General features: G+C 72.4%; 14 protein-coding genes. 7 read left to right on the top strand and 7 right to left on the bottom strand.

What is annotated here, in order from left to right; all coding sequences use genetic code 11:
- Nucleotides 1-8 precede the first annotated feature (8 nt).
- From mmsB to H1D33_RS06630, 7 genes are all read right to left on the bottom strand, one after another.
- On the bottom strand, nt 9-1,259 hold the full coding sequence (mmsB, locus tag H1D33_RS06660) for a multiple monosaccharide ABC transporter permease (protein ID WP_181568906.1): 1,251 nt from the start codon (nt 1,257-1,259) through the stop codon (nt 9-11).
- Nucleotides 1,256-2,794, bottom strand: coding sequence for a multiple monosaccharide ABC transporter ATP-binding protein (gene mmsA / locus H1D33_RS06655; RefSeq protein WP_181568907.1), 1,539 nt, complete (start codon nt 2,792-2,794; stop codon nt 1,256-1,258). The genes mmsB and mmsA overlap by 4 nt, the downstream gene beginning before the upstream one ends.
- 82 nt (nt 2,795-2,876) lie before the next feature.
- The gene (chvE, locus tag H1D33_RS06650) at nt 2,877-4,016 is read right to left on the bottom strand and encodes a multiple monosaccharide ABC transporter substrate-binding protein (protein WP_181568908.1); all 1,140 of its coding nucleotides are present in this window, start codon (nt 4,014-4,016) and stop codon (nt 2,877-2,879) included.
- 189 nt (nt 4,017-4,205) lie between these two features.
- The gene (locus H1D33_RS06645) at nt 4,206-5,528 is read right to left on the bottom strand and encodes an extracellular catalytic domain type 1 short-chain-length polyhydroxyalkanoate depolymerase (RefSeq protein WP_181568909.1); all 1,323 of its coding nucleotides are present in this window, start codon (nt 5,526-5,528) and stop codon (nt 4,206-4,208) included.
- 74 nt (nt 5,529-5,602) lie between these two features.
- Nucleotides 5,603-6,970, bottom strand: coding sequence for an endo-1,4-beta-xylanase (locus H1D33_RS06640; RefSeq protein ID WP_181568910.1), 1,368 nt, complete (start codon nt 6,968-6,970; stop codon nt 5,603-5,605).
- A gap of 129 nt (nt 6,971-7,099) precedes the next feature.
- Entirely contained in the window at nt 7,100-8,194 is a 1,095-nt protein-coding gene (locus H1D33_RS06635) for an oxidoreductase (RefSeq protein WP_181568911.1), read from the bottom strand.
- A 28-nt stretch (nt 8,195-8,222) separates the two neighbouring features.
- A complete protein-coding gene (locus H1D33_RS06630) occupies nt 8,223-8,597 on the bottom strand; it encodes a MerR family transcriptional regulator (protein WP_181568912.1) in 375 nt (124 codons plus the stop codon).
- Nucleotides 8,598-8,731: 134 nt separating this feature from the next.
- Between H1D33_RS06630 and H1D33_RS06625 the strand changes: the two genes are divergently transcribed.
- The 7 genes from H1D33_RS06625 to H1D33_RS06595 all read left to right on the top strand — a co-directional run bounded on the left by H1D33_RS06625 (nt 8,732) and on the right by H1D33_RS06595 (nt 17,142).
- The gene (locus H1D33_RS06625) at nt 8,732-9,664 is read left to right on the top strand and encodes an STM4015 family protein (protein ID WP_220138685.1); all 933 of its coding nucleotides are present in this window, start codon (nt 8,732-8,734) and stop codon (nt 9,662-9,664) included.
- Between the two features lie 12 nt (nt 9,665-9,676).
- Nucleotides 9,677-10,753, top strand: coding sequence for an STM4014 family protein (locus H1D33_RS06620; RefSeq protein ID WP_181568914.1), 1,077 nt, complete (start codon nt 9,677-9,679; stop codon nt 10,751-10,753).
- Nucleotides 10,741-11,544 carry an STM4013/SEN3800 family hydrolase gene (locus H1D33_RS06615; protein ID WP_181568915.1) on the top strand — a complete coding sequence of 268 codons (804 nt, stop codon included), beginning with the start codon at nt 10,741-10,743 and terminating at the stop codon, nt 11,542-11,544. The genes H1D33_RS06620 and H1D33_RS06615 overlap by 13 nt, the downstream gene beginning before the upstream one ends.
- Nucleotides 11,541-12,866 (top strand): STM4012 family radical SAM protein, encoded by a 1,326-nt coding sequence (locus H1D33_RS06610; protein ID WP_246411595.1) that lies wholly within the window; start codon nt 11,541-11,543, stop codon nt 12,864-12,866. Before H1D33_RS06615 ends, H1D33_RS06610 begins: the two co-directional genes overlap by 4 nt.
- Nucleotides 12,863-13,732 carry an STM4011 family radical SAM protein gene (locus tag H1D33_RS06605; RefSeq protein WP_181568917.1) on the top strand — a complete coding sequence of 290 codons (870 nt, stop codon included), beginning with the start codon at nt 12,863-12,865 and terminating at the stop codon, nt 13,730-13,732. Before H1D33_RS06610 ends, H1D33_RS06605 begins: the two co-directional genes overlap by 4 nt.
- Before the next feature lie 273 nt (nt 13,733-14,005).
- The gene (locus H1D33_RS06600; protein WP_307755363.1) at nt 14,006-15,454 is read left to right on the top strand and encodes an arabinofuranosidase catalytic domain-containing protein; all 1,449 of its coding nucleotides are present in this window, start codon (nt 14,006-14,008) and stop codon (nt 15,452-15,454) included.
- A gap of 233 nt (nt 15,455-15,687) precedes the next feature.
- Nucleotides 15,688-17,142: an arabinofuranosidase catalytic domain-containing protein gene (locus tag H1D33_RS06595; protein WP_181568918.1), complete on the top strand. Its 1,455-nt coding sequence runs from the start codon at nt 15,688-15,690 to the stop codon at nt 17,140-17,142.
- Nucleotides 17,143-17,333: the final 191 nt, after the last annotated feature.

Below are 17,333 nucleotides of genomic sequence, written 5' to 3'. Positions count from 1 at the left end.
GGCCGGCCTCAGCGGCTGCCCGCGGCGCGGCGCTTGTTCCAGATGTCGAACGCCACGGCGGCGAGCAGCACCAGGCCCTTCACCACCGACTGGATCGACTGGTCGACGCCCATGAGCTGCATGCCGTTGCTCATCACCGCCATGATCAGGCCACCCACCATCGCGCCGACGACGGTGCCGACCCCGCCGGTGACCGCCGCGCCGCCGATGAAGGCCGCCGCGATCGCGTCCAGCTCGAACATGTTGCCCGCCGCCGGCTGCGCCCCGTTGGACCGGGAGGAGTAGATGACCCCGGCCACCGCGGAGAGGAAGCCCATGTTGACGAAGACCCAGAAGTTGACCCTCCTCACCCGGACCCCGGACAGCGTCGCCGCCGGCAGGTTGCCGCCGATCGCGTAGACCTGGCGGCCGAAGACGGTGCGGCGGGTGAGCAGCCCGTAGACGAGCACCAGCACGGCCAGCACGATCAGCACGATCGGCAGGCCCCGCGCGTGCGCGAGCTGCCAGGCGAACCACAGCACCACCGCGCCGACCACCACCACCCGCAGGACGAACAGCGGGAACGACTCCACCGGCTGCTCGTGGCGGACCCGGGCCAGCCGGGTCCGGAAGACGCTCGCCGCGTACCCGAGGACCGCGAAGACGCCGATGAACAGCGTGAACGCGTCGAAGCCCTGCCCGCCGAACAGGCCGTTGAGGAAGCCGGCCGCGACCCGCTGGTACTCCGCCGGGAACGGCGACAGCGAGATGTTGTCCAGCACCCGCAGCGTCAGGCCGCGGAACAGCAGCATGCCGGCCAGCGTGACGATGAACGCCGGGATCCCGGCGTAGGCGACCCAGAGGCCGTGCCAGGCGCCCACCGCCACGCCCACGACGAGCGCGGCGAGGATGCCGACCCACCAGGGCATGCCCTCGCGGATGACGAGCACGGCGGAGACCGCGCCGGTCAGCGCCACCACCGACCCGACGGACAGGTCGATGTGCCCGCCGATGATCACGATGACCATGCCGATCGCGAGCACCAGGATGTACGAGTACTGGAGCACGATGTTGGTGATGTTGCCGGGGCTGAGCGAGACGCCGTCGGTGAGGACCGCGAACAGCGCGACGATCACCACCAGGGCGATGTAGATGCCGCTCTGGCGAAGGTTGCCGAGGATCAGCGTGCGCGGGTCGCTGGTGCCGGTGTGCAGGGTGGCCGCCGCGCCGGAGTCGGGCGTGTCGAGCTTCGGTGAGGTCGCGGGCTTCGTGCTGGTCATCGGACGAGATCCCTGTCCTTGGTCATGAGTTCCATCAGGTTCTCCTGGGTGGCCTCGTCCACCGGCAGTTCCCCGGTGATCCGGCCGGCCGCCAGGGTGTAGATGCGGTCGCACATGCCGAGCAGCTCGGGCAGCTCGGAGGAGATGATGACGACGGCCTTGCCGGCGGCCACCAGGCGGTTGACGATCGTGTAGATCTCGAACTTCGCCCCGACGTCGATGCCGCGGGTCGGCTCGTCGAGGATCAGCACGTCCGGGTCGGTGAACAGCCACTTGGCCAGCACGACCTTCTGCTGGTTGCCGCCGGAGAGCTTGCCCACCACCGACATGACGGTCGGCGCCTTGATGTTCATGTCGCGCCGGCCCCGCTCGGCGACCGTGATCTCCTCGTTGCCGTCGATCCAGCCGTGGCGGGCGAGCTTGCCGAGCGCGGCGGCCGAGATGTTGCCCCGTACGTCGTCGATAAGGTTGAGGCCGTAGTGCTTGCGGTCCTCGGTCGCGTACGCGATGCCGTTGGCGATCGCCTCGGCCACCGTCCGGGTGCGCACCTGGCGGCCGTTGACGAAGACCCGCCCGGAGATGTCCCGCCCGTACGCGCGGCCGAACACGCTCATCGCCAGCTCGGTGCGGCCGGCCCCCATCAGGCCGGCGATGCCGACGACCTCGCCCGCGCGGACGCTCAGCGAGGCCCGGTCGACCACCAGCCGGTCCTGGGTCGGGTGGCGCACGGTCCAGTCCTCGATCCGCAGCACCTCCGCCCCGGGCGTCGACGTCCGGGTCGGGTAGAACGCGGCGAGGTCGCGGCCGACCATGCCGCGGATGATCCGCTCCTGGGTCGCGGTGCCGTCGCCCATGTCGAGCGTCTCCACCGTGCGGCCGTCGCGGATGACCGTGGTCGAGTCGGCGACAGCGGTGATCTCGCCGAGCTTGTGGGAGATCATGATGCAGGTGATGCCCTGGTCGCGCAGCCGGCGCAGCAGGTCGAGCAGGTGCGCCGAGTCGACGTCGTTGAGCGCCGCGGTCGGCTCGTCCAGGATGAGCAGCCGGACCTTCTTGGACAGCGCCTTGGCGATCTCCACCAGTTGCTGCTTGCCCACCCCGAGCTGGATGACCGGGGTCACCGGGTTCTCGTCCAGGCCGACCGACCGCAGCAGCGCGGCGGCCTCCGCGTTGGTCCGGTGCCAGTCGATCAGCCCACCGCGTCCGCGGCGCTCGTTGCCGAGAAAGATGTTCTCCGCGATCGACAGGTAGGGCACCAGCGCCAACTCCTGGTGGATGATGACGATGCCGCGTGACTCGCTGTCCCGGATGCCCCGGAACTCGACCGGCTCGCCGTCGAGGACGATCTGCCCGTCGTAGCTGCCGGCCGGGTAGACCCCGGAGAGCACCTTCATCAGGGTGGACTTGCCGGCGCCGTTCTCGCCGCAGATCGCGTGGATCTCGCCGCGCCGGACGGCGAGCGAGACGTCCTGGAGCGCGGCCACTCCGGGAAAGGTCTTGGTGATGTCGCGCATTTCGAGGATGTGGTCGCTCATGCACACCGTCCTGCTCGGTTCCGTCCCGTCGGTACGCCGGCGGGCCCGGTGACGCGGCACGCCACCGGGCCCGTCGTGCGGGTCAGCCGGCCCGGCCGGCGGCGACCTCCTGGGCGGTCAGGTAGCCCGAGTCGATGAGCGCGGACTTGATGTCGTCCTTGTAGACGGTCTGCACCGGCAGCAGGAACGCGGGCACGACCTTGACGCCGTTGTCGTACGCCTTGGTGTCGTTCGCCTTGGGCTCCTCCTTCTTCAGGAACGCCTCGGCGGCGACCACGGCCTGGTCGGCCAGCAGGCGGGTGTCCTTGAAGACGGTGGAGCTCTGGATGCCGTCGTTGATCAGCTTGACCGAGGCGACCTCGGCGTCCTGACCGGTGATCACCGGCATCTTCCTGGCCCCGCCGCGGTAGCCGGCGTTCTGCAGGGCGGTGATGATGCCCCGGGACAGGCCGTCGAACGGCGACAGCACGCCGTCGACCTTGCCGCCGTCGTTGTAGCTGGAGGTGAGCAGGTCCTCCATCCGCTTCTGCGCGGTCTCCTGCTGCCAGCGCAGGATGGCCACCTGCTCGATCTTCGTCTGGCCGGACGTCACCTTCAGCGTGCCGGCGTCGAAGTACGGCTTGAGCGTGTCCATCGCGCCGTTGAAGAAGAAGTGCGCGTTGTTGTCGTCCAGCGAGCCGGCGAACAGCTCGATGTTGAACGGGCCGGTCGCGCTGCCCTTCGAGCCGTCCTTGTTCTGCAGGCCGAGGCCGACCAGCAGCGCGTTGGCCTGGGCCACGCCGACCTTGTAGTTGTCGAAGCTGACGTAGAAGTCGACGTTGGGGCTGTTGCGGATCAGCCGGTCGTAGGAGATGACCGGGATCTTCGCCGCCGCGGCGGCCTGGAGCTGACCGCTGAGCGCGGTGCCGTCGATCGGGGCGATCACCAGCACGTCCGCGCCCTGGGTGATCATCTGGTCGATCTGCTGGGACTGGGTGGGGATCTCGTCCCCGGCGTACTGCAGGTCGACCTTGTAGCCCTTGGCCTGCAGCTTCTCCTTCACCGAGTTGCCGTCGGCGATCCACCGCTCCGAGGTCTGGGTCGGCATCGAGACGCCGATGGTCAGGTCGCCGGGCTTGGCGGTGCTGGTGTCACCCCCGCCGCCCGCGCCCTCACCGCTGCACGCGGCCAGGCTGACGGCGATCGCGACGCCGCCGAGCGCGGCCAGAAATCGTCTGCGCACGAGCATTCCTCTCCCCTACGTACTCCACGAACCGCACCGGAATCCTCTCGGGAGTGTTAACGCTCACAAGTTGCACCGTCAACCGGTCGGGCGAAACGCGCATGTCTCGGTCTCGTAACAGAAGCGCCGTCGACAGCACGCGGGGCGGCGCGTCAAGAGATCGACGCACCGCCCCGGTGACGGACGGAATCAGGCGGCCGTGCAGGTCGGGGTGAGGTTCGACGCGCTGCCGTTGCCCTGGAACCCGAACTCGGTGCTCTGCCCGGCGGCGAGCTGGCCGTTGTAGTCCACGTTGGTGAACCGCACCGCGCCGGAGCTGCCACTGGCCGTCGCGCTCCACGTATTCGTCACGCTCACCCCACCGGGCAACGTCACCGCGACCGACCAACCCCGGGTACCACCCGAACCGGCCGTCACCTTCACCGTGGCCACGAAACCACCCGTCCACGAGTTCAACGACACCGTCGCCGAACACCCACCCGTACTCGGCGGCGGCGTCGTCGGTCCGGGCGGCGGCGTGGTGGGTCCCGGCGAGGGCGTCGTCGGGCTCGGCGCCGGGGTGGTCGGGCTCGGCGGTGGCGTGGTCGCGCCGGTGCCGTCGAAGCCGAGGAACCGCACCGCCTGGGCGGCGTCGAACGGGATCGAGTGACCGTAGCCCTGGAAGCTGATCGCCTCCACCGGCGGAGTGCCGCCGGTGCCTCCGTAGCGGGTCCGGACGGCGCTGGCCTGCGGGTAGTCCGTCATGCTCGGCGTCTGCGAGACACCCAGCACGTTCGTCCACTGCTTGATCTGCTCGCCGAAGTTGACGTAGCTCAGCGTGGTGTCCGTGGTGCCGTGCCAGATCTGCATCCGGGGACGCCGGCCGGTGTAGCCCGGGTAGGCGTTGCGGACCAGGTCCCCCCACTGCTGCGGGGTCTTGGTGATCCGCCCGCCGGAGCACTCGCTGTTCCACTCCGAGCCGTTGGTGGTGGCGAAGCAGCCGAACGGCACGCCGGACGAGCTGACCCCGGCGTGGAACACGTCCGGGTAGACGCCGGCCATCACGTTCGTCATCATCGCGCCGGACGAAGCGCCGGCGACGCCGATGCGGGCCGGGTCGACCGGGTAACGGCTCGACACGTAGTCGATCATCGACTTGAGACCGACCGGGTCGCTACCACCACCGCGCCGCAGCGCCTGCGGTGACGACACGTCCCAGCACTTGCTGCTGCGGGTCACCGACGGGTAGATCACGATGAAGCCGTAGCGGTCGGCCAACGGGCTGTAGCCGGATCCGGTGTGCATCGCCGGGCCGCTGCCGGTGCAGTAGTGCAGGACCAGCAGCAGGGCCGGCCGGGACGGGAGCCGGTCCGGCACGTACAGGTGCATCTGCAGGTTGGTCGGGTTGGTCCCGAAGTTGGTCACCTGGGTGAGCGCGGCGGCGGACGCCGGGCCGGCGGCGGTGACGACGGCGGTCGCCGTCGCCAGGGCCGTCGCCAGCACGGCCGCGAGCAGCGCGATCTTCGCTCTCATCGACGGTTCCTCCACGATGGGGTACGGAGCCGCCGGCCCGGCCCACGGTGACGCGGGCCGGGCCGGCGGGCGGATCAGCTGGCGGAGCAGGTGGGCGTGAGGCCGGACGCGCTGCCGTTGCCCTGGAACCCGAACTCGGTGCTCTGGCCGGCGCCGAGCTGGCCGTTGTAGTCCACGTTGGCGAACCGCACCGTCCCGGTGGAACCGCTGGCGGTCGCGCTCCAGGTGTTGGTGACGCTGGCGCCACCGGGAAGCGTCACGCTCACCGTCCAGCCCCGGGTGCCGCTCGAACCGGCGGTCACCTTGATCGTGGCCACGAAACCACCGGTCCACGAGTTCAGCGACACCGTCGCCGAACAGCCACCCGTACCCGGCGGCGGCGTGGTCGGGTTCGGCGGCGGGGTGGTCGGGTTGCCCGGCGTCGTCGGCGGCGGCGTGCTGGTCCCGCCGGCGTTGAGCGCGTTCAGCACCGACGTGTACGCGGCCTTCTTGTTGCCGGCGCAGTCGAAGAGCAGCGCGTTGTCCGAGCCGCGCCACGAGTCGCAGTCGCGCACGCCCCACACGGTGATGCCGGTGCAGCGCGACACCGCCATGCAGGAGCGGGTGACCGTGCCGAAGATGTTCGCCTGGTTGCCGCCGGTCATCACGTCCAGCTCGGTGATCTGCACGTCCACGCCGAGGTCGGCGAAGCGCTGCAGGTTGGCCTGGTAGTCGCCCGGGATCGTGGTGCCCAGGTGCGACTGGAAGCCGACGCAGTCGATCGGCACGCCGCGGGACTTGAAGTCCCGCACCATGTTGTAGACGCCCGTCGACTTCGCGTTGATCCCGTCGGTGTTGTAGTCGTTGTAGCAGAGCTTCGCGCCCGGGTCGGCGGCCCGCGCGGCCCGGAAGGCCGCCTCGATCCAGTCGTTGCCGGTGCGCTGGAGGTTGGAGTCGCGGCGCCCGCCGCCACCGCCGTCGGCGAACGCCTCGTTCACCACGTCCCAGGCGTAGATCTGGCCCTTGAAGTGGGTCGCCACCTGGGTGACGTGGTTGATCGCCGCGTTGCGCAGCGCGGTGCCGGACAGGCCCTGCGCCCAGCTCGGCTGCTGCGCGTGCCAGAGCAGGGTGTGGCCGCGCACGCTCATCCCGTTGGCCCGGGCGTGGCTGACCAGCCGGTCACCGCCGGTGTAGTTGAACCGCCCCTGCTGGGGCTCGGTGGCGTCCCACTTCATCTCGTTCTCGGGCACCACGGAGTTGAACTCGCGGTTGAGCACCGTGACGTACGTGTTGTCGGACAGCTTGCCGGTGGCGACCGCCGCGCCGAAGTAGCGGCCCTTCTCGGCCGCCGAGGCGCGGAGCGTGGTGCCGGCGCTGGCGGTGGGCGCCAGCGCCACCGCCATGCCGGCGGCGAGCGCCCCGGCCAGCAGGCCGGTGGACAGCAAGGCTCTGGTGGGTCTCATACAGGATTCCTCTTCCGGGTTGCAGCGGTGGTGATGCGACCAGCGCGGCTCGCCCGGAGAGCCTGTGCTGCGGATGCCCTGCCATCGACTGTGAGCGATAACATGCCCGCGCGTCAAGTCCGGCGCGGGTCAGGGATACACCTTCTCGTGCGCCTTGCGGTAGTCCACGATCTCCGCCGACCGGCCGGTCGCCGCATGCGTCACCCAGGCCGGATTGCCGAGCAGGGCACGGCCCAGCGCGACCAGGTCGAACTCGCCCTCGGCTAGCCGGCGGGTCAGCCCGGACACCGACTCCGGGCCGCCCGGACGCAGGAAGTCGCGGGTCAGGCCGACCGAGCCCACGGTGATCGACGGCAGCCCGGTGAGGCGCTTCGCCCAGCCCGCCAGGTTCCACGGCGAGCCGGCGAACGCGGGCTGCCAGAACCGGCGCTGCGACGCGTGCAGGACGTCCGCGCCGGCCTCGGCGAACGCGCCGAGGATCTCCGCCAGCTCGGCCGGCGTCTCCGCGATCCGGGCGTCGAACGCGCGCTCCTTGAACTGCGAGAACCGCACGATCACCGGCCGGTCCGCCGGGAACCGGTCGCGGACCGCCCGCACCACCGCGGCCGGGAACGCGGCCCGCCGCGCCGGTGAGCCGCCGTACGCGTCGGTCCGCCGGTTCGTGTCCGGCCACAGGAACTCGTCCAGCAGGTAGCCGTGCGCGGCGTGGATCTCCACCGCGTCGAACCCGACCCGGGCGGCGACCCGCGCCGCCGCCGCGTACGCCGCCAGCAGCTCGTCCATGTCGGAGCCGGTCATGGCGTGCCCGACCGGGCGGCCCGGCTCGGGTACGCCCGACGGCGTCCAGGCTGCCCGGCCGTCGATCGGCTCGCGCAGGCTGCCCAGGTGCCACAGCTGCGCGGCGATCCGGCCGCCCGCGCCGTGGACCGCCTCGACCACCCGCCGCCAGCCCGCCTCGGCCGGCCCGGGTGTCAGCCGCGGCACGGTGTCCTCGTGACCGGCGCTCGGGTGGTCGACCAGGACTCCCTCGGTGACGATCAGCCCGACGCCCTGCTCGGCGCGCCGCCGGTAGTAGTCGGCGACCTCCGGCGTCGGCACCCCGCCGGGCGCGCGGTTGCGGGTCATCGGCGCCATGACGAACCGGGTGCGCATCGGCATCCCGGCGACGGTGACGGGTTCGATCAGCGGTGCCACCGGCGATCCGGCGGCGAGCGTGGTGGTCATGTCCCGACGGTAGGAGTTGACACCGGTGTCAGGGGCAAGCCCTGTCCGGCACCGGGCCGTCCGCGACGGTCATGTCGGTGACGACCTCGTCGAGCACCGCGACGGCGTGCGCGAGCCGCGCCATCTCGGCCTCCATCCGGGTCCGCTCCTCGCGCAGCCGGTCGGTCAGCCAGCGGGTGCGGATGTCGGGGTTGGTCACGCAGGGCAGCAGCTCGGACATCCGCCGGCTGCTCAACCCGGCGTCGAAGAGCCGCTGGATGAGGCGTACCCGCTCGACCGCCGACTCCGCGAACACCCGCTGCCCGCTGGCGGTACGCACGGCGGCGAGCAGCCCCTGCTGCTCGTAGTAGCGGATCGACCGGGCGCTGACTCCGGTACGCGCCGACAGTTCACCGATCCGCATCGCGCCTCCCCGCTCCGCTCCGCCCTGCCGGACCGAGCATGCCAGCCGGCGGCGCACCGCCGCTGCCGACCATCGTGTCGGGACGGCCTGCTACGGTTCCGCCGCCCTTGCCACAGCCCCCGCCGGAGGTCGGTGTGATCAACTCGCACGTGTCGTCGTTCGCCGGATTGCCGGTGCTGCCGTTCACACCGGGAATGGCCCTGCCGGACGATCCGTCCGCGGTGGCGTGGCGCCTCGAGGTCGAGGAGTTCGACGCGGAGCCGGAGGAGTTCGCCGCCCTGGTCCACGCGCTGCGCGACGAGGTGCCGGCCGAGGCGGTCCGGGCCGTCGTGGTGGGCGAGTGGGGCGAGGCGTACGAGCGCGCGCTGCCGGTGGACCTGCTGGTCGAGGCCGCGTCGAGCTGGACCGGGCTGCGCGCGCTGTTCCTCGCCGACCTGGTCGCCGAGCAGTGCGAGATCTCCTGGCTGACCCACGGCGACGTCACCTCGCTGCTGGCGGCCTGCCCGGGGCTGGAGGTGCTGTGGATCCGCGGCGCCCAGGGCCTGCGGCTGGCGCCGGACCGGCACGCCGGGCTGCGCGAGCTGCGGATCGAGTCCGGCGGCCTGCCGGCCGAGGTGACGCGCGGCGTCGGCGCCGCCGACCTGCCGGCGCTGCGCCGGCTCGACCTGTGGCTCGGCCGGGCGGACTACGGCCGCGACACCACGCCGGACGACCTGGCGGGCGTGCTGGCCGGCGACCACCTGCCGGCGCTGCGGCACCTGGCGGTGTGCAACGCGGAGAACGCCGACGCGGTCGCCGCGGCGGTGGCGGACGCGCCGGTCGTGCGCCGGCTGGAGGTGCTCGACCTGTCCATGGGCGTGCTCACCGACACCGGCGCGGCGACGCTGCTGGCCGGCCAGCCACTCACCCACCTGCGCCGGCTCGACCTGCACCACCACTTCCTCTCCGACGAGGCGGCCGCGTCGGTGGTCGCCGCGCTGCCCGAGGTCGAGGTCGACGTCTCCGACCCGCAGACCGCCGAGGTGTACGACGGCCGGCAGTACTTCTTCACCGCCGTCGGGGAGTGAGCGGCAGGTGACATGCGACTGACCGTGGTGGGCAACCCGGCCAACCGCCGGGTGGCGCTGTTCGACCGGGCGGTGCGCGACGCCGGCCTGCCGGCGCCCGACGTGCTGCCCTGGGTCGACGTGCTGACCGGGGCCGCGCCGCCGCCGGCCGGCGCGCTGGTGCGGGTGGACTCCCCCGGCGAGGACCCGCTCGTCGACCGGCTGCTGCGCGGCGCGCCCACCGCCGCCCGGCACGGCGAGCTGGTCGGCCTCGCCGACGCGTACGCCGGTCTGGTCGCCGGCCTCGCCCGGGTCGCCGCCGGCGGCGCGGAGCTGCTCAACCATCCGGACGACGTGGCCGTGCTGTGCGACAAGCGGCGCTGTCACGCCGTGCTGGCGGCGGCCGGCGTGCCGGTGCCGGCCGCGCTGCCTCCGGTCGGCGGCTACGCCGCGCTGCGCGAGGCGATGGCCGCGGCCGGCTGGCACCGGGTCTTCGTCAAGCCCGCGCACGGCTCGTCGGCCGCCGGGGTGCTCGCGCTCGCGGTCGGTCCGCGCGGCGTGCAGGCCGACACCACGGTCGAGGCCACCCCGGACGGGTTGTTCAACTCGCTGCGGGTGCGCCGGCTCACCGACGAGGCGGCCGTGGCCGCGATCGTCGACCGGCTGGCCCCCGACGGGCTGCACGTCGAGCGGTGGCTGCCCAAGGCCGGCCTGGGCGACCGGGTGGTCGACGTGCGGGTGCTGGTGGTCGCCGGCCGCCCCACGCACGCGGTGGTCCGGGCCGCCCGCGGTCCCCTGACCAACCTGCACCTCGGCAACGCCCGGGGGGACCTGGCCGCGCTGCGCGCCGCGGCCGGCGCGTCGGCCTGGTCGGCGGCGATGGAGACCTGCGAGCGGGTCGCGGCCTGCTTCCGCGGCTCGCTGCACGTCGGCGTCGACCTGATGTTCCGCACCGGGTGGCGTCGGCACGCGGTCGCCGAGGTGAACGCGTTCGGCGACCTGCTGCCCGGCGTGCTCGTCGACGGCCGGGACGCCTACGCCGAGCAGGTGCACGCGCTGACCACCGGCCGGTGGCGGCGGCGGGCGGAGGTGACCGCGTGCGCGACCTGATCGGCGACCACGACCTGCTCCTGGTCACGCTGGACACGTTGCGCTACGACGTGGCGGCCGAGCTGGCCGCGGCGGGGCGGACGCCGCGCCTGGCCCGGGTGTTGCCCGGTGGCCGGTGGGAGCGCCGGCACTCCCCGGCCAGCTTCACCTACGCCGCGCACCACGCGTTCTTCGCCGGCTTCCTGCCCACTCCGGCCGGGCCGGGCCGGCACGAGCGGCGCTTCGCGGCGGCCTTTCCCGGCAGCGAGACGGCCGGCGCCGACACGTGGGTGTTCGACGCCCCGGACCTGCCGACCGCGCTGGCCGGGGCCGGCTACCACACGCTGTGCCTGGGCGGGGTGGGCTTCTTCAACCGGCACAGTCCGTTGGGTTCGGTGCTGCCCGGCCTGTTCACCGAGGCGCACTGGGAGCCGGAGTTCGGGGTCACGTCCCCGACCTGCCTGGACGCCCAGCTCGACCGGTTGGCGGAGGTGCTGGCCCGGGTGCCGGCGCGCCGTCCGCTGTTCACCTTCCTCAACGTGGCCGCGCTGCACCAGCCCAACCGGCACCACCTGCCGGGCGCCGAGACCGACAGCCGGGCCAGTCACGCCGCCGCGCTGGAATACGTCGACGGCCGTGTCGACCGGCTGTTCCGCCTGGTCACCGGGCGGGGCCGGCCGGTGTTCACGATCGTCTGCTCCGACCACGGCACCGCCTACGGGGAGGACGGCCACACCGGCCACCGGATCGGCCACGACGTGGTGTGGACCGTCCCCTACGCCGACTTCACCCTGCACCCGGGAGAATGGTGACCAGCACCGATCCGAGCCTCGACGGCTCCGCCTACCAGCAGTACCTCTACGCCTACCCGCACAAGACCTCCTACCGGCCGCTGCGTCCCCGGCCCCGGCTGGCCGACGTGTGGCGGGGTGAGGCGCACGACGCGCTCTTCCTCTACCTGCACGTGCCGTTCTGTGAGATGCGGTGCGGCTTCTGCAACCTGTTCACCCGCGCGAACGCCCCGGCGGAGCAGGTCACGGCGTACCTGCGGCAGGTGCGTCGACAGGCCGAGCGGGTCGCCGAGGCGCTCGGCGACGACGCCGGGTACGCCCGGGCGGCGTTCGGCGGCGGCACCCCCACCTACCTCACCGCCGACGAGCTGGCCGAGCTGTTCGCCGTCGCCACCGACACGATCGGCGCGCGCCTGCCGGGCGTACCGCTGTCGGTGGAGACCTCGCCGGCCACCGCGACGCCGGACCGGCTCGCGGTGCTCGCCGCGCACGGCGCCACCCGGGTGAGCATCGGCGTGCAGAGCTTCCTCGACGCCGAAGCCCGCGCCGCCGGCCGGCCGCAGCGCCGCGCCGAGGTGGAGGCCGCGCTGGCCGCGATCCGGGACGCCCGGATCCCGTCGCTGAACATCGACCTGATCTACGGGATCGACGGGCAGACCGCCGACACCTGGCGGCAGAGCCTGGACGCGGCGCTGGCCTGGCGGCCGGAGGAGCTGTTCCTCTATCCGCTCTACGTCCGCCCGCTCACCGGTCTGGGCCGGCGCGCGCACGCCCGCGCCGACTGGGACGCCCAGCGGCTCGCGCTCTACCGGCAGGCGGTGGAGACGCTCGGCGCGGCCGGTTACCGACAGGAGTCGATGCGGCAGTTCCGCCGCGCCGACGTGCCGGCGCCGGACGGCCCGGACTACTGCTGCCAGGACGACGGCATGGTCGGCCTGGGCTGCGGGGCCCGCTCCTACACCACCGCGTTGCACTACTCCTTCGACTACGCGGTGAGCGTGACGCAGGTGCGCGCGGTGCTCGACGACTACCTCGGCCGGCCCGCCGACGACTTCGCGTACGCCGAGTTCGGTTTCCGGCTGGACGGCGCGGAGCAGCGCCGCCGCTGGCTGTTGACGTCGCTGCTGCGCGCCGACGGGGTGGACGCCGGCGCCTACCGGGCGCGCTTCGGGCGTCCGCCGGGTGAGGACTTCCCCCAGCTCGGCCGGCTGGTCGAGCGGGGTTGGGCCACCGACGGCGGGCTACGGCTCACCGACGCCGGGCTGGCCCGCTCCGACGCCGTCGGCCCGTGGCTGACCTCCGCCGAGGTGCGGCACGCGATGACCGGGTACGCGTTGCGATGAACCTGTCCGTCCTCTACCGGGGGCCACTGGCGAGCTGCAACTACGACTGTCCCTACTGTCCGTTCGCCAAGCGGCGCGACCCGCCGGAGCTGCTGCGCGCCGACCGGGCGGCGCTGGCCCGGTTCACCGGGTGGGTGGCCGCGACCACCGACGTGCGGCTGTCGGTGCTGTTCACGCCCTGGGGCGAGGGGTTGACCCGGAGCTGGTACCGGGACGCGATGACGTCGCTGTCCCACCTGCCGCACGTGGACCGGGTGGTCATCCAGACCAATCTCGCCGCCCGCGTCGACTGGCTGGCCGACGCCGATCCCGGCTCGGCCGCGCTCTGGGCGACCTACCACCCGGGGCAGGTCGAGCGGGCGCGGTTCCTGCGCCGCTGCGCGCGCCTGACCGAGCTGGGCGTCCGGTACTCGGTCGGGGTGGTCGGCCTGCCCGAGCACCTCGACGAGGCGCGGGCGCTGCGGGCCGCGTTGCCGCCGGCCGTCTACCTGTGGGTCAACGCGGCCGAGGGCCGCCGTTACGACGCCGTGGAGGAGGCGACCTGGACCGCGCTGGACCCGCACTTCGGCTACAGCGTCCGGCCGCACCTGTCGCTCGGCCGGCCCTGCCACGCCGGTGAGACCGCCGTCTCGGTGCTGGGTGACGGCACGGTCCGCCGCTGCCACTTCATCCCCACCCCGATCGGCAACCTGTACGACGGGTCGTGGCGGGCCGCGTTGAAGCCCCGAGGGTGCGACGCCGCGGTCTGCGACTGCCACATCGGGTACGTCCATCTGAAGCCGCTCGGCCTGCGGGACGTGTTCGCCGGCGGGGTGCTGGAGCGGATTCCGGCCGCCTGGCCGCCACCGGCCTCGACGGCGCGCTGACGGCTGGTCGAAACAGCTTCGCCCATTGACAGGCATCATATGTTAACGCAAACATTGGTGGGTGCCTCCTCCGGGACGGCACCGGGAGCTCACCACCTCGCACCACCACCGGTCCAGGGCAGGCCGGTGCTGCTCGGCACGCAGGTGACCGAGGGACGGCAGGGGTCGACAACCAGCCATCCGTCGCGCGTCATATACATCATACGAATGATGTGAGCGTTCATTTCGCCTCAGCCGGGCGTCGCCACCCCACTGATGGACCGGGAGGTCCCCGTGCGACCCACCAACCATTCCCGCCTACGGGCGGCGTCGATCGCCGCCGCCGCCGTGCTCACCCTCACCACCGCCGGCCTCACCGCCACCCAACTCCCCGCCGCCGCCGCCACCGGCTGCGCGGTCACCTATACCGTCTCGTCCTCCTGGCCGGGCGGCTTCAACACCAACGTCTCCGTCACCAACCTCGGCGACCCGATCAGCTCCTGGCGACTGACCTGGACCTTCACCGCCGGCCAGACCGTCACCCAGTACTGGAACACCACGCTCACCCAGACCGGCGCCGCCGTCACCGCCGCCAACGTCTCCTACAACGGCAGCATCCCCACCGGCGGCAGCACCAGCTTCGGCTTCAACGGCGCCGCGACCGGCAGCAACCCCACACCGACCAGCTTCGCGCTCAACGGCACCACCTGCACCGGCGGCGTCAGCACCCCACCCACCACGACCCCGCCACCCACCACGCCACCACCCACCACCCCACCCCCGGGCAGCAACGGCCCCTGTGACATCTACGCCGCCGGCGGCACCCCCTGCGTCGCCGCGCACAGCACCACCCGGGCGCTCTTCGGCGCCTACACCGGCCGGCTCTACCAGGTCCGCCGCGCCTCCGACAACACCACCCGGGACATCAACGCGCTCAGCGCCGGCGGCCCGGCGGACTCCGCCGTGCAGGACTCCTTCTGCGCCAACACGAGTTGCCTGATCACGGTCATCTACGACCAGACGACCCGCGGCAACCACCTCACCCAGGCGCCCCCCGGCGGGTTCTCCGGCCCCGCCCCGGGCGGGTACGACAACCTCGCCGACGCGAAGGCGGCACCGACCACGGTGCTCGGGCACCGGGCGTACGGCGTGTTCGTCGCGCCCGGCACCGGCTACCGCGACAACACCACCAACGGCATCGCCAAGGGCGACCAACCCGAAGGCATGTACGCCATCTTCGACGGCACCCACTACAACGGCGGCTGCTGCTTCGACTACGGCAACGCCGAAACCAACAGCCGCGACAACGGCAACGGCACCATGGAGGCCATCTACTTCGGCAACATCAAGGTCTGGGGGTACGGCACCGGCAACGGCCCCTGGATCATGGCCGACCTGGAGAACGGCCTCTTCTCCGGCGTCAACCCCGGCTACAACGCCAACGACCCGTCGATCAGCCACCGCTACCTCACCGCGATCGTCAAGGGCGAGCCGAACCACTGGGCCATCCGGGGCGGCAACGCGCAGTCCGGCGGGCTGTCCACGTTCTACGACGGCAAGCGGCCGAACGTCGCGGGCTACAACCCGATGAAGAAGGAAGGCGCGATCATCCTCGGCATCGGCGGCGACAACAGCCACGGCGCGGCCGGCACGTTCTACGAGGGCGTCATGACCTCCGGTTACCCGTCGAACGCCACCGAGGACGCGGTCCAGGCCAACATCACCGCCGCCGGCTACCGCTGACGGCGTCGCGGCCCGCCGCCGGACCTCCGCTGCCGGCGGCGGGCCGCACCCCCTCGACCGCACCCGCCCCGCCCTGAAAGGAAACGGGCCATGTCTTCGCCGTCCCGCATCTCCCGACGTCGCGGGCGCGACCACCACGTTCGGCTTCCTGGCCGGCTCGACCGGCACGAACAACCGCCCACCAACCTCACCGTCACCGTCGGCTGACGCCGGCCGAGCACAGGAGATCACCCATGGTTCGTCCCTCCCGGCCGCGCTGGGCGTTGACCGCCGCCGCTGCCGCTCTCACCGTCACCGCCGCCGGCCTGGCCGCCACCCAACTGCCCGCCGTGGCCGCCACCGGCTGCGCGGTCACCTACAGCGTGACCTCGTCCTGGTCCGGCGGGTTCGGCGCGAACGTCACCGTCACCAACCTCGGCGACCCGGTCGGCTCCTGGCGACTGACCTGGAACTTCACCGCCGGCCAGACCGTCACCCAGTTCTGGAACACCGCCATCACCCAGACCGGCGCCGCCGTCTCGGCCGCCAACGTCTCCTACAACGGCGCCATCGGAACCGGCGGCAGCACCAGCTTCGGTTTCAACGGCTCGTGGACCGGCAGCAACCCGGCACCCACCAGCTTCGCCCTCAACGGCACCACCTGCACCGGCGGCGTCAGCACGCCGCCGCCCACGACGACGCCACCGACGAGCACCCCACCCACCACGCCGCCGCCGAGCACCCCGCCACCTGGTGGCGACGCGCCGTGCGACATCTACGCGGCCGGCGGCACGCCCTGCGTCGCCGCGCACAGCACCACCCGGGCGCTGTTCCGCGCCTACAGCGGCCGGCTCTACCAGGTCCGCCGCTCCTCCGACAACACCACCCGCGACATCACCACGCTCAGCGCCGGCGGACCCGCGAACGCCCCCGCGCAGGACTCGTTCTGCGCCAACACCACCTGCGTCATCACCTGGATCTACGACCAGACGACCCGGGGCAACAACCTCGGCTACCAGGGATCCGGTGGCATCGGGGGCGCGGTGCAGCCGGCCGTCGCGAACCGGGAGTCGGTCACGGTCGGCGGCGCGAAGGCGTACTCGCTGTTCATTCCCGGCAACAGCAGCTACTGGCGGGACGGGCACCTGACCGGCGTCCCGACCGGCAGCGCGCCGGAGGGCATGTACATGGTGACCAGCGGCACCCACGTCAACAGCGGTTGCTGCTTCGACTACGGCAACAGCGAGACCACCCGCCGGGCCGACGGGGCCGGCGCGATGGACGCGATCAACTTCAGCACCAGTTGCTGGTTCGGCGGCTGCTCCGGCACCGGGCCCTGGGTGCAGGCCGATCTCGAATATGGTCTCTACCCCGGTGGCAGCTCGTCGTGGAACCCGAACCAGCGGGCCTTCACCAGCAAGTTCGTCACCGCCACGCTGAAGAACAACGGCACCTCCCGCTTCGCCATCAAGGGCAGCAACGCGCAGTCCGGCGGTCTCTACACGCTCTACGACGGGTCGCTGCCCCGCGGCTACAGCCCGATGCGGAAGCAGGGCGCGATCATCCTGGGCAGCGGCGGCGACTGCTGCATCGACAACAAGAACCAGAGCGTCGGCACGTTCTACGAGGGGGCCATGGTGGCCGGCTACCCCTCCGACGCCACCGAGAACGCCGTGCAGGCCAACGTGGTGGCCGCCGGATACCGCTGAGCCGACCCGGCCGCCGCTCCCGGTCCGACCCCGGGGACGGCGGCCGCGTCGTCCGGCGCGGCACGTGGGCCACGCGCGCGGCACCGGACCCGACGGAGGCCGCGCGGGCGGACGGTAGGCTGCGGGCGGTCGTCGGGGTGTCCGAAGGGGAACGCGTGACAGGCGTGGCGGTTCGTGGGGCGGTCGCGGCC

Source organism: Micromonospora ferruginea (genome assembly GCF_013694245.2).
Lineage (GTDB): Bacteria > Actinomycetota > Actinomycetes > Mycobacteriales > Micromonosporaceae > Micromonospora > Micromonospora robiginosa.
The sequence above is the reverse complement of the archived record's forward strand: the minus strand, read 5'-3'. Positions and strand labels throughout refer to the sequence as shown.